The organism is Serratia sp. BNK-23, from assembly GCF_047456145.1.
GTDB classification, from domain to species: domain Bacteria; phylum Pseudomonadota; class Gammaproteobacteria; order Enterobacterales; family Enterobacteriaceae; genus Serratia; species Serratia nematodiphila.
On the sequence record NZ_CP179900.1, the window covers coordinates 3155833 to 3169466 of the forward strand.

General features: G+C 58.3%; 9 protein-coding genes. 2 read left to right on the forward strand and 7 right to left on the reverse strand.

The window, feature by feature from the left end; translation table 11 throughout:
* Positions 1 to 148: 148 nt before the first annotated feature.
* On the forward strand, positions 149 to 1276 hold the full coding sequence (gene ompC / locus ACMGF9_RS15075; protein WP_414160303.1) for a porin OmpC: 1128 nt from the start codon (positions 149 to 151) through the stop codon (positions 1274 to 1276).
* 245 nt (positions 1277 to 1521) lie between these two features.
* Positions 1522 to 2712 carry an amino acid aminotransferase gene (locus ACMGF9_RS15080; RefSeq protein ID WP_160125312.1) on the forward strand — a complete coding sequence of 397 codons (1191 nt, stop codon included), beginning with the start codon at positions 1522 to 1524 and terminating at the stop codon, positions 2710 to 2712.
* 76 nt (positions 2713 to 2788) lie between these two features.
* Here ACMGF9_RS15080 and ACMGF9_RS15085 read toward each other — a convergent pair whose 3' ends face one another.
* The 7 genes from ACMGF9_RS15085 to cmoM all read right to left on the reverse strand — a co-directional run bounded on the left by ACMGF9_RS15085 (position 2789) and on the right by cmoM (position 13518).
* Positions 2789 to 3436 (reverse strand): MBL fold metallo-hydrolase, encoded by a 648-nt coding sequence (locus ACMGF9_RS15085; protein WP_015377338.1) that lies wholly within the window; start codon positions 3434 to 3436, stop codon positions 2789 to 2791.
* A 64-nt stretch (positions 3437 to 3500) separates the two neighbouring features.
* Positions 3501 to 4049: a YcbK family protein gene (locus ACMGF9_RS15090; RefSeq protein WP_004928217.1), complete on the reverse strand. Its 549-nt coding sequence runs from the start codon at positions 4047 to 4049 to the stop codon at positions 3501 to 3503.
* A 180-nt stretch (positions 4050 to 4229) separates the two neighbouring features.
* A complete protein-coding gene (gene ldtD, locus ACMGF9_RS15095; RefSeq protein ID WP_028127364.1) occupies positions 4230 to 6038 on the reverse strand; it encodes a L,D-transpeptidase in 1809 nt (602 codons plus the stop codon).
* Positions 6039 to 6259: 221 nt separating this feature from the next.
* Positions 6260 to 10708, reverse strand: coding sequence for a chromosome partition protein MukB (mukB, locus tag ACMGF9_RS15100; protein ID WP_004928222.1), 4449 nt, complete (start codon positions 10706 to 10708; stop codon positions 6260 to 6262).
* Positions 10705 to 11433, reverse strand: coding sequence for a chromosome partition protein MukE (gene mukE / locus ACMGF9_RS15105; protein ID WP_004928226.1), 729 nt, complete (start codon positions 11431 to 11433; stop codon positions 10705 to 10707). Before mukE ends, mukB begins: the two co-directional genes overlap by 4 nt.
* Positions 11414 to 12736, reverse strand: a complete 1323-nt coding sequence (gene mukF, locus ACMGF9_RS15110; protein ID WP_015377335.1) for a chromosome partition protein MukF — start codon at positions 12734 to 12736, stop codon at positions 11414 to 11416. The genes mukE and mukF overlap by 20 nt, the downstream gene beginning before the upstream one ends.
* Complete coding sequence (gene cmoM, locus ACMGF9_RS15115; protein ID WP_015377334.1) at positions 12733 to 13518, reverse strand: tRNA uridine 5-oxyacetic acid(34) methyltransferase CmoM; 786 nt, start codon at positions 13516 to 13518, stop codon at positions 12733 to 12735. Before cmoM ends, mukF begins: the two co-directional genes overlap by 4 nt.
* Between the last annotated feature and the right edge of the window lie 116 nt (positions 13519 to 13634).

Sequence of the window (13634 nt, forward strand, 5' to 3'; positions counted from 1 at the left end):
ATTGGTATCATTTTCGTCCTAGATTAACCCGCCTGTGAATGGAACACTGCGTTCAGACACAGGACGACACCAATCTATCAACAATAGTTCCCAAGGAATTATTGGCGGCAGTGGCAAAGGTGTCCGAATAACACCAATGAGGGTAATAATGATGAAGCGCAACATTCTTGCAGTGGTTATCCCGGCTCTGTTGGCTGCTGGTGCAGCAAACGCAGCTGAAATCTACAACAAAGACGGCAACAAGCTGGATCTGTACGGCAAAGTTGACGGTCTGCACTACTTCTCCGACGACAAAGGTAATGACGGCGATCAGACCTATGTTCGTTTCGGCTTCAAAGGTGAAACTCAGATTACTGACCAACTGACCGGTTACGGCCAGTGGGAATACAACGTCCAGGCTAACCACGCCGAATCTCAGGGCACCGAAGGCACCAAAACCCGTCTGGGCTTCGCGGGTCTGAAATTCGCTGACTACGGCTCCTTCGACTACGGCCGTAACTACGGCGTACTGTACGACGTGGAAGGCTGGACCGATATGCTGCCAGAGTTCGGTGGCGATACCTACACCATCACCGACAACTTCATGACCGGCCGTACCAACGGCGTTGCGACCTATCGTAACAACAACTTCTTCGGTCTGGTTGACGGTCTGAACTTCGCTCTGCAATACCAGGGCAAAAACCAGAACGACGGTCGCGACATCAAGAAACAAAACGGCGACGGCTGGGGCATCTCCTCTACTTATGACATCGGCGAAGGCATCAGCGTAGGTGCAGCATACGCATCTTCCAACCGTACCGATAAGCAGAAAGACGAATCCAACGAGAAAGGCAAAAAAGCTGACGCTTGGACCGTGGGCGCGAAATACGACGCCAACAACGTCTACCTGGCCGCGATGTACGCAGAAACCCGTAACATGACCACTTACGGCGGCAAAAACTTCGGTGCTGGCTGTGCAGCTACCGATGACAAGTGCGGCGGCTTCGCGAGCAAAACTCAGAACTTCGAAGTGACCGCTCAGTACCAGTTCGACTTTGGTCTGCGTCCAGAAGTGTCTTACCTGCAGTCTAAAGGTAAAAACCTGAACGTCCCAGGTGTGGGTTCTGATCAGGATCTGGTTAAATATGTTTCTGTTGGTACCACCTATTACTTCAACAAAAACATGTCCACCTACGTTGATTACAAAATCAACCTGCTGGATGACAACGAGTTCACCAAAGCAACCGGCACCCCTACTGACGATATCGTAGCTGTTGGTCTGGTATACCAGTTCTAAGTTGTCTCGCTTAACGGCGGTTCACCGTCGGCTAAGTTAAAAAAACAGGGCTTCGGCCCTGTTTTTATTTGTGTCTGCCGGTAACGTTTTATCCTGCAGATTTCCCCTTATCCCTCATTTTTTCTGTCGAATCCTTCCCGTTCACAAGATCGCGGTGTTTTTATCGCAAACGGTTGGCAAAGCCGATAACTGGCGCTACCCTGATGCTTCTGTCTGCTTAACTCCGAGATTTGGAAGCACCTGACATGTTTGAAAAAATCACCGCCGCACCCGCCGACCCGATCCTGGGCCTGACCGACATTTTCCGCGCCGACGCCCGCCCGAATAAAATCAATTTAGGCATTGGCGTTTATAAAGATGAAACCGGCAAAACCCCGGTGCTGACCAGCGTAAAAAAAGCTGAACAGTATCTGCTGGAAAACGAGACCACCAAAAACTATCTCGGCATTGAAGGCATCCCGGCGTTTGCCAGCTGCACGCAAGAGCTGCTGTTCGGTAAAGAGAGCCCGATCGTCACCGATCGTCGCGCACGCACCGCACAGACGCCAGGCGGCACCGGCGGCTTGCGCGTAGCGGCAGACTTTATCGCCAACCAGACCAGCGCCAAGCGCATCTGGATCAGCAACCCAAGCTGGCCGAACCACAAGAACGTCTTTAGCGCCGTTGGCCTGGAAGTGCTGGAGTACGCCTACTACGACGCAGCCAACCACGCGCTGGATTTTGACGGCCTGCTGAACAGCCTGAAACAGGCTCAGGCCGGTGATGTCGTGCTGTTCCACGGCTGCTGCCATAACCCGACCGGTATCGATCCAACGCCGGAACAGTGGGCGCAGCTGGCTGAACTTTCCGTCGCCAACGGGTGGTTGCCGCTGTTCGACTTCGCTTATCAGGGCTTCGCCAACGGCCTGGAAGAAGATGCGCAAGGCCTGCGTATTTTCGCCGCCAAACATAAAGAACTGATCGTCGCCAGCTCCTACTCGAAAAACTTCGGTCTGTACAATGAGCGCGTCGGCGCTTGCACCCTTGTAGCTGCCGATGCCGAGACTGCCGATCGCGCCTTCAGCCAGGTGAAAGCGGCTATCCGCGCCAACTACTCCAACCCGCCGTCACACGGCGCGGCCGTTGTCGCCACCATTCTGGGCAATGACGCGCTGCGCGCGATGTGGGAGCAGGAGCTGACCGACATGCGCCAGCGCATTCACCGCATGCGTCAGCTGTTCGTGAACACCCTACAGGAGAAAGGCGCACAACAGGACTTCAGCTTTATCATCCAGCAGAACGGCATGTTCTCATTCAGCGGCCTGACCAAAGAACAGGTGCTGCGTCTGCGTGAAGAGTTCGGCGTATACGCCGTAAACTCGGGCCGGGTGAACGTGGCCGGCATGACGCCGGACAACATGGCACCGCTGTGTGAAGCCATCGTCGCCGTGCTCTAAAGCATCGACGCAGGTCATAAATCATAAAAAAAGGGCGCTCTATGCGCCCTTGATTATTTCGGCCGGGAAATAATCGTTACCACACCGCCGGCTCTTCGCGCAGGAACGGATTGGTCTGGCGCTCGTGGCCAAAGGTCGACATCGGGCCGTGGCCGGGAATAAAGCGCATATCGTCGCCCAATGGCAGCAGCTTGGTGCGAATAGAGGCGATCAGCGCCTGATGATCACCGCGCGGGAAGTCGCTGCGCCCCACGCCGCCGTTAAACAGCACGTCACCCACCAGCGCCAAACGCGCCTGCTCATTGATAAAGACGATGTGGCCCGGTGTGTGCCCAGGGCAATGCAACACCTTGAGCGTCATCTCACCCACCTGCATCTCATCGCCTTCCGACAGCCAGCGGGTCGGGGTCAGCGGCGCACACTCTTCCAGCCCGAACATCCGGCTCTGCGCCGGCAAACCATCCAGCCAAAAAGCGTCCTCTTTATCCGGGCCGTAAATCGGCACCTGATAATGTTCCGCCAGCTCCGCCGCCGCGCCGACGTGATCCAAATGGCCGTGCGTCAGCAAAATCTGCGTGATTGTCACACCCTGTTTCGCCACTTCCGCTTTGATTTTTTCCGCTTCGCCGCCGGGATCGACCAACGCCGCCTGCTGCGTGTTTTCACACCAGATCAGGCTGCAATTCTGGCTAAAGGCGGTAACGGGAATAAGATGGTATTTCATAAGGCTCCAACGACAATAACACCGCCTCCGCAAGGAGCGGCGTTATTCACTGAGGGCACCGCGATTACCAGCTCCGAACCGGGCCGGTATCGATGTGCACGAAGTTGCTACGTGGGTAATATCCTACACCACCGGCGCGCATTTTTAACGCCGCTTTACGGATATTACTCAATTGGATACCTTCAATATGGAAATCCATCGCCTGGCCCTTGGTATGGTAGCTGTGCTTGGCCACACCGCGGCTGTGCGCGCGCAATTCGTTATTGGTATCTACGGAACGGTAACCGGAGATCAGCTGCACCGGCTTGCTGGTACCCAGCAGCCCCTGCAGGCGATAGAGGTGATCAAACAAGCTGGGATCGATCGATTTAACCTTGTTGGCGCGATAATCGCGGAACAGATGATTTAGCCGAACCAACTCTTCTTTATTGTAGCCTTTGCCGTCAAAGAACTCGGCTTTAATAGATTCACCGGTATTCAGGTTATTCAGCACTAAAATACGCGGTCGAGCGGTGGAAAGACTGGCAAATGCCTGCCCTGGAAGCAGCGCTATGCCCATAGCGGCGCCACCTAGCGCCAGCCATTTACGGCGATGATGATCAATTTTGTCCATGACTCTGTTAAACCCGGCAAGAATGTCAAAATAAATGCACAAAGCAGCGCACTGTCCGAACCATAACCGCCTGCGTATGCTGAGTCAACCCGCGATACGCCTAGGTTTACAGGCCCCCGGCTACGAGGGCCTGCGGTATAGCCAAACATTCTGACCGTTATTTATTTATAATTACTGCATTTACTGCATTAATTTTTTGGCCTGAGCCAAAATTTGTGCGCCCGATCTCACCGTATTATCATAATTGTAAATATCTGTACGGAATTGCGGTTGGCCATCATCCGAAACCCAGGCGGTCAGATAATACAGTTTTACGGGAATACGCTGGCGAATATTCACATAAGTGGTATTGCCTTCTTTCAGCGTGGAGGAAACGCGGCTATTGTTCCAGCCGGCATCCTGCAGCAGCATATTCGCCAAATCGGAAGCCTTGTTCACCCGCACGCAGCCGGAGCTGAGCGCGCGGATGTCTTTCTGGAACAGGCTGTGGTTCGGGGTATCGTGCAGGTAGATGGCATCCGAGCTCGGCATATTGAACTTGAAACGCCCCAGCGAGTTGGTGGCGCCCGGCGCCTGGCGCACGCGATACGGGAAGTTGCGCGCAGAAACCATGCTCCAGTCGATCATCGCCGGGTTGATCACTTCCGCATCGTTGCTCCAGCCTGACAGCACGGTATAGCCGTGTTTCTGGAAATAGTTACCGTCGCGCATCGCCTTCGGCACAATATCCTCACGCACCAACGTAGTCGGCACGTTCCAAGGCGGGTTGACCACCACGTTGTTCAACGCGCTGCTCATCAACGGCGTCTTGCGGCTCGGCCGCCCGACGATAACGCGGGAGGACAACACTTCGTTGCCGTTCTGATAGTAGGTCAGCGAGTAGTTGGGAATGTTCACCATAATGCCGGTGCCGACATGCCCCGGCAAGATGCGCAAGCGCTGGATATTCAGCGCCAACAGCGCGGCGCGGGTTTTCGGTGACACGTTGAGCCACTCGCGGGTGCGCACGCCGATCACGCCGTCCGCCGTCAACCCCTGCCATTTCTGGAAACGCTTGACGCCCTCCACCAGCTCGTTGGTATAGAGGTTGTCGCTCACCACGCTGCCGATCTGCGGCGGCGTCTGTTCCGCGGTCAACTCCGTCACCGGCGCCGCCGATGGGCTGACCGTCACACGGCTTTTCTCTTCGTCTACCGTCAGCCCGCCGTCGTCGGGTTCATTGCTCTTCGCCGAAACCACCGCCGGTTCCGGCTCCGCTTCCGGCGCCGAGGCGGCCAGCATGCCGGTGCGCGTCAGGATCTCACGCAGCGCCGGGATATCGTTGCTCATTTGGCCTGGGCGCAGGCTCGGGCCACTGCCCACCTGCGGCCAGGGGCGGTTGTCCGCCAGCATGTCACGCAGCGCCTGATGCATCTTGGCGTATTGCGGATGCTGCGGCGCAAGCGAATTCACGTAGCTCAGGGTTCGCGCCTGGCGCACCGCCAGCTGCCATTGATTGATCACCGCCGTGGGCGGCAAACCAAGCTTGTAAGGAATATTGCTGTACAGCCAGTTGTTGCCGTTGGCGCCGATGGCGGATACAAACTGCAAATAGCCCAGCATCGCATCGGACAACACCGCATCGCGGCCCGCTTCACTGAGCGCCGGATCGGTCAACATCTTCACCCACTGGGTGAACTGCGGCTGTACGCCGGACATCGCCAGTTCGGCCAGCTGCTGTTGAAATTGCTGAACAGCCTCGCGATCCTGCCACATCGGCTGCATATGATTCGCCGCATACAGCGGCGCCAGCGTGGAAAGGTAGTGCAGATCCATACCGCGCGGCAACGCGGCCAGCAGTTCAGAACGACTCTGCGCAACGGACATGCCTGCTGTTGCCACCGGTAACGCCGTTACGGTGGCCAAGGCGGAAAACGACGACACAAGACTACAGGCGATAGCGCCACTCAGCGCCAAACGTCGTAGAGAGTTTCCCTTTTTAAGCAACATCCCTTGCCCCCTGTATGCTCACAAAAAAAAACGTCAAAAACTGCATATAGTTTCAGTATACAAACAGAAAGGCCGTTTCGCCCTGCGGGCGTCGAATAACTGTTTATGTGATTAAACTAACCGCTTTTCAACGGATAAAAAAGCAGGACTATCATCCACGCGCACAAAAAAATAGCCACCCTGCGGCGGCTATTTTCGGATTTTTAGGGCGTTTTTCTGCGTTACGGCGTTTCGACCGGCGCAGTGCCCAGCGCCGGCGGCTCGCCGGCGAAACCGCGCAGCCCCACCACGTGCACATGCTCGTGGTTCTGGAACACCTTACGCACCAGTTTATAGGTGGTGCCCTTCTCCGGACTGATGTTTTCCGGCGCCGCGATGATCAGCTGCATCTCCAGACGATCGCACAGTTCGAACAGCGTGGCGATCGACTTGGCATCCAGGCGCGCCGCTTCATCGAGGAACAGCAGGCGACACGGCGAGATATCTTTACCGCGCAGGCGGCGGGACTCTTCTTCCCAGCTCTGCACCACCATCACCAGGATTGACATCCCGGTACCGATGGCTTCACCGGTAGACAACGCGCCGCTTTCCGCACGCAGCCAGCCGTCGGAACCACGGTACACCTCAACTTCCATTTCCAGGTAGTTGCGGTAGTCCAGCAACTCCTCGCCAATGGTCTGTGGCGTACGCTGCCCCATGTCGATCTGCGGATTCAGGCGCTGATACAGCTTGGCCAGCGCTTCGGAGAAGGTCAGGCGGTTGCTGTTGAACAGATCCTGATGCTGTTCCTGCTGCTCGGAGAGCACGTCCAGCAGAGTGGCATGCGCTTCGCGCACATTGACGTTCAGACGGACGCTCTTCACCTGGCCGAAAGCAACGGCCTGCAACCCCTGGTTCAGCATGCGAATGCGGTTCTGCTCGCGCTGAATGGTTTTGCGAATGATGTTGGCCACGCTTTTCGAACTGATCGCCAGCTTCTGCTCGCGCGCGGTCAGTTCTTCGGTCAGACGGCCCAGCTCAATCTCCATCTGCTCGATGGCCTCGACCGGATCGTCGGTACGGATGATGTCCTGGCGGATACGCTCGCGCAGGTGTTGGTACACCGCGATATAGAACTGAATCTTACGCTCCGGCCGCTTCGGATCTTCCGACAGGCGCAGCACGTCGCGCAGGTGTTCGTTGTCCGCTACCGCCAGACGCAGCGCACCGAGCGCCTTATCCGACATCGAACGCAGCTCGTCGCCATCCATGTACGCCAGCTCGCGGCGGTGCAGGCGGCGTTCCACGCCGTTGTCTTTCACCAGGCGCATCACCGCGCACCATCCCGCCTTGGCGGTCACCACCTGCTCGCGCAGCTGATGATAGTCGCGTTCCAGCTTGCGCAGTTTCTTCTGCAGGCCGTCCATTTCAGCTTCGCAGAAGGTCAGCTGTTTCTCCAGCTGATTGCGGCGAGCGCGGTTATTGCTCAGCGCCGCATGCAGCTCGTCGCGGCGCTGACGCGCGCGCGCTTCGGCGTTGGCGTCGGCCTGCACGCCGATATCCACCAGCTCCTGGCTCAGCTCTTTCAGCATGTCGCGCTTGGCGTCATACGAGCTTTTCAGCGAGGCCAGCACCTGGCTGTATTGGGTGAACTGGGTTTGATATTGACGCAGCTGCTCACGGGCGCGGGCGCGTTCGGCTTCCGCCTGTTCCAGACGCTGGCGCAGCTTGTCGTTGAGATCGTTGTTGGCATTCTGCATGCCGGCGGAGTCGGTATAGCTGAAGTGCGCGCGGCGCTGCACCACTTCTGTCAACGCGAACGCCTGCTGTTTGGCCTGACGCTGCACGCTTTGCGCCTGCGCGTAGTCCTGCTGCAGCTGTTCATGCTGCTGCGGATCGCTCTGCAGCACCGACAGCAGCGGCTCCAGTTTGGTCAGCGACACCCCGTGCTGTTGAATGTGGCGCGCGGCGTCCTGTGCTTCTTCCAGCTCTTCACGGATCTCGTCGACGCGATCCTGCAGCGTTTCATCGTTCAGCAACGACACCAGCGGCATCAGGCGGTTGAGCGCGGAAATGCCCTCTTTGGCCTGGTCGTACTGCTGACGCTGCTGCTGATTCTGCGCTTCGTGATTGTTCAGCGCACGCTCGATCTCGCCGCGACGGGCGTTCAGGCCGCGGATCTCCGCTTCCGGATCGGCGTCGAACGCCACCGCCAGATGGGTGCCGATAAAGCGGCTGAAGGCCTGATGCGAACGCTGGGTTTTCTGCACGTCGAACGACAGCGTGGCATAACGTTCCGCCAGCGTTTCACGCTCGGCATGCAGCACTTCCAGGCGGTTTTCGCGCGCCGCGCGGCCGAACAGCGGCACTTCCGGGTAGCGGGAATAACGCCACTGGCGATCGGCGATCTTCACCACCACCGCTTTGTCCTGTTCTTCGACGGCAAATACGCTGTCATCGAACGACTGCGGATCCCCTTCGATCAGGTAGAGATCTTCCGGGCAATCTTCCAGCCCTTCCAGCATCTCGCGCACCAGCGACAGATCCGGCACCACGATGGCGTGGCGCGAAGGGCCGTACAGCGCCGAGAAGTAAGGCGCGTCGTCGATGGTAACGTCATCGTAAATTTCCGACAGCAGTACGCCGCCGAAACGTTCGGCCAAGGTGACCAGGCGTTGATCTTCCGCGCCGCCCGGCTGGCTGAGACGTTCGATCTGCGCTTCCACTTCGCGCTTGCGCGCCGCCACTTCGTCGCGCTCGACAGTGGTTTCGCGCTCACGCTCCAGCAGCTGCTGCATGTATTCAGTCACCTGCTGGCTGTTTTCCAGCGGCTCTCCGCTCTGATCGCTGAGCTGGCTCAGGGCGTCCTGCGCTGCCAGCCACACCGGGGCACGCGCCGTCAGCTCACGGATGCGCTGCTGGATCTGCTCCAGCTCCTGGCGCATCTCCATGCGGCGTTCGCCGGCTTCGCTGACGTTCTGCGACAGCGCTTCCAGGCGCTCTTCCAGCTCCTGCTGCAGCATGTCGAGATCGTCCGGCTGGTACTCTTGGCCATGGCGTTTGCAAAATTCTTGCAGCAGGCGCTCGGCATCCTGCTGCGAGCGCAGGCGCTGTTCCAGTTCGCTCAGGCGCAGGCGCAGCGGCTGAACGCGCTCGGCTAAGTGCTGCTGCGAAGGCCAGTCGCGCAGCAATTCGCGCGCGCACTGCCAGGCTTCGCTGCGGCTGACCTGGCCGGCGATTTTACCCACCAGCTGATAGGCCTGCTCGAACTGGCCGTGCGCGGCGTCGGCCACGCTCAGCTTCTGTTCCAGCATCAGCAGCGCTTCGGTCGCCTCCTGCTCGCGGGCCTGGAAGGTATCCAGCCACTGTTCGGCATTATCGGCGGTCAGGTCCGGCAGTTGGCACAGCGCGCGTGCGCGCTCCAACGCCTGCAGCGCCTGCTGGTACTGAATGGCGCGGGTCTGCTGCACATCGAGCGCCTGCTGGTAGTCGGCCAGCTGGCTCTTCAGCTCATCCACTTCCAGCTCGGCCGCTTCGGCGCGCGCTTCGTTTTCGGCCTGCTGCTCGCTCGCCTCGGCCACCACTTCGTTCTGCTCTTCCAGACGGTAGGTCAGCTCTTCCAGATCGGCTTCATAGCGTTCGATCTTCTCCTGCTGACGCATGGCCGTCTGCACCAGATTCAGGTGGTCGCTGGCGGCCTGGTAATCGGTTTCCAGATCGGATTCGGCGCCGCTCTGCTCGCTCAGCTCACGCGCCATTTCCACATGGCGATACTGTTCGGCGGCCAGCTGCTTGCGGCTGCCCAACAGATCGCTGCGCAGCGCCAGCGCGCCGTCCAGATGGATGCGGCGTTCGTTGGCGTGGCGCATATAGTCCGCCGCCACATAGGAAGTGGCCTCGGAGATCAGATGCTTGAACAGGTCGCGATCCGACTGGGTGACGCGGATTGCCTCCAGCGTCATGCGGTTTTCGCGCAGCGCCGCTTCCATGTCCTGGAACGCCTTGCGCACGCCGCTGTTTTCCGGCAGCAGGTAATCACGCAGCGAGCGGGTGATGGCGCTGGAGATACCGCCGTACAGCGACGCTTCGATCAGACGGTAGAACTTGCTGCGATCGGCGGACGAACGCAGGCGTTTCGGGATCACGCCCAGATCGAACATCAGCGAGTGGTAATCGGTGATGGAGTTGAACTGCTTGAACTGCACGCCCTCCATCTCTTCCACGCGCTCTTTCAACTCTTGCAGCGACAGCACGCGCGCCTGGCGCTCACCCACGGTCTGGGTCAGCAATTCAGTCGGCTGTACCGCGGTCGGCAGCCCCTGAATGGTGAACGGTTTGATATCGACCTTGCGGTCGCGCCCTGCCACCTGCTGCAGACGCACGCCAACCACCACGCGCTGGTGGCGTGAATTGACGACGTCAAGAGTGGAGTAACACACGCCGGCGCGCAGCTTGCCGTGCAGGCCCTTGTCGCGCGAGCCGCTGGTGGCGCCCGCTTCGGTGGTGTTACGGAAGTGCAGCAGCGTCAGGTCGGGGATCAGTGCGGTGACGAAGGCCGCCATGGTGGTGGATTTCCCCGCCCCGTTACCGCCGGACAGCGTGGTCACCAGCTCATCCAGATCAAAGGTGCGGGCGAAGAAGCCGTTCCAGTTAACCAGCGTCAACGAGCGAAATTTACCGCGTTCAATCATTCCTGTTCATCCTCTGCACCGTCAGGAGCGTTATCAACCTGCTGATCCTCAGCGTCATTCTCATCGTTCAGCGACAGGCTGGTTTCAACCGGCATCGCCTCGCCGTCGCGAATCATGCGCAGCTGCGCTTCACGCGGATCGTCGCCGCTGCGCACGTCGGCGCCGAAGCGGAACACCGCCTCGGTAATGCGGAACTTGCTGCTGTCATTGCCCATGAAATAGACCATGCCGAGGCGGCGCAGACGGTTCAGCGAGGTGCGCACCTTTTCGTGCAGCTTCTGCCGATCGAGATCCGAACCGGTAGAGCGCTGGTTGACGAACTTCAGCAGCTTGTTCTCATCGGCCAGGCTCAGCAGCTCGTCGTACAGCTCCTGATGGCTGAAAATGCCCTCGTGCGCCAGGCGCTCGGGGCTGAGATACAGGTAGCACAAGATCTTACCCACCATCATATCCAGCTCGGACAGCACCGAACGCGGGATCAGCGTGGTGGAGCGCGGGCGCAAATAGAAGAAACCTTCCGGCGCCCGAATCAGCTCGACGCTGTAACGGTTGTAAAACTCTTCCAGCTCATCCTGGAAATCCATTAAAAAGGCGTGGTTGTCCAGCTCATCGATACCGATGTGACGACCCGCGCGCAGTTGGCTATCCAATGCCGGAAACAGCGAGTTGGACAGCGCCTTGGCCAGCTTGACTGGCATTACTTGTTCAATATTTGTCGATGACATGGGCCTGGACCTTGGCTCCGTAATCATTGATTGCCTGCCATTCCGCCGGCAACCCTGAGAAATCTGCTTCAGCCACACCGAGGCGCACAGCCTGGTCGACCACTAAACGTGCCACGTCGAAATGACGCGCACGCGGATATTGCGCCAGATAATCGCGCATCACCGCTGCAAGGTTGAGCGGCATCTGCTGTTCCTGGTACACCTTCAGCGCCTCTTCGATCATCGCCGCCAGCTGTTCGCGAATCTCGCTGAACTCTTCGAACTCCAGATCCGGCGGCAGTTCCCCGGTCACTTCATCGCTGCGCAGCGCCAGTTCTTCGTCGCGCATGTCCAGCAGACGATCGGCATTGGCATGGGTCAGCGCCCACGGGTGGTCGAAATAGGTTTGCACCGACTGGCGCAGGCGCTGGGCGAACACGCGGTTTTTGTCCATATCGATAGCGGTACGGATAAATTTATGCACGTGGCGATCGTAGCCGATCCACAGGTCGATCGCCTGCTGACCCCAGCTGATGATGCGATCCAGCTTGCTTTGCAGATCGAACACCAGCTTGTCAACGAAACCCAGCTCCACGTTGCCGAGGGTTGCGTCCTGGATGCGCAGCAAGTTGGCCTGCAGCTTATCGCCCGCCGCATCCAGCGTATCCTGCAGCTCGCGCAGGGTACCCGAGGTTTCCGACAGCAGCATCTCGCAGCTGGAGATCGCCGCCCGCCAATCTTTGCTCAGCAGCGCCGCGATGTCGTTCTTCACGCTCTGCTGCTGCTCGTCCATCACGCGTTGGGTCATGTCGATGCTGTCGAAGATTTCCGCCACCGAATATTTCAACGGCGCGAACACGTTGCGGTGCCAATGGAAATCGTCGCCGCCTTCGTCGGCGGCGTCGGCAGCGCGTTTGAGTTCCTGCGCCACGATCGACAGCTGCATCGACAGACGCAGCGTGGAGAATTCGCGTTGGCGAATATAGTAATCGGTAATGCCGATACCCAGCGGCGTCAGGCGGTAAATCGCGTTGCCGTCCGCCAGTTCGCTGGTAAAGCGGTTCAACAGGCGCTGGCGCACCATGTCGTTGATCGCATTGTTGGCGCGCATCGCCACCGTTTCATGCGTCTGTTCAAAACCCTTGCTGACATGGCGAAATGCATCAACCAGCTCACCTTCGCTCATCTCGCCGTCCAGTCGTTCGCCGTTCAGGGTGGCGATGGCGAGCAGAAATGCGAGACGCTCCGTAGGGAGCGAAATAGAGAAATCATTTTTCCGTGCCCAGGCGACCAGTTCGGGTACTGTCTGGGAAAATTCACTCATAGTTCGTCCTTCAGGTTTGGTTTATGCGCCATGACGTGAATATAGCGCCCCAAACTCACGTACGGCTCCTGCCGGCAATAGTGCTGTTCAAGCGCCAGTAACTCTTCAAATTTTTGTGTTTGCAGCTGTCTGCTCTGCAGATAGTCGTGGAACACCCGCACGCCGGTTTTGCCGCCGATGCGCATGCCCAGCTGTTCCAACCAACCGTAGACCAATAGCGGATCGTGCGGATATTGCGGCGACAGCGAACGCTTGCGGCGCCGTCTGACCTCGGGATCCACCAGTTGGAAATTACCCAACACCACGTTGCGCATCAAGAGGCCGTTGGCGTTGAAGAACATCAGCGACAGTGCGCCGCCCGGCGTCAGGCAGTCATACAACGCCTGCAGCGCCGCTTCAGGCTCGGCGATCCATTCAAGCACTGCATGAAACAATATCAGATCAACCGGCTGTTCCAAATGTTGAGCGATATCCTGCGCAGAACTTTGTACGAATTGCATGTTCTGGCTCACACCTTTCTGCTCCGCCAGCTGCGCGGCGCGCTGGATCATCTCACCAGAAAGATCGCACAACAACACCTGATGTCCTAATTCTGCCAGTTGGCAGGCCATATGGCCTTCACCGCCCCCGGCGTCGAGAATGCGCAGCGGCCGCTGCGGCAACTGCGCCAGCAGCCCGGTCAGATCCTGCCAAACCACCGCCTGGCGGATTTTTCCTTTCGTGGTGCCGTAAATATTACGCGCAAATTTTTCAGCAATATCGTCAAAATTGCGATCCTGCATGGACAACGGCTCCGCTGATCTCATTCTTGTCGGCGGCAAAGCGCACGCCCATTCAAACCTGCTATTTTGGCACAGACTGACTTAGAATGTATCTTCTTGCGGCCTGTTTATACCTG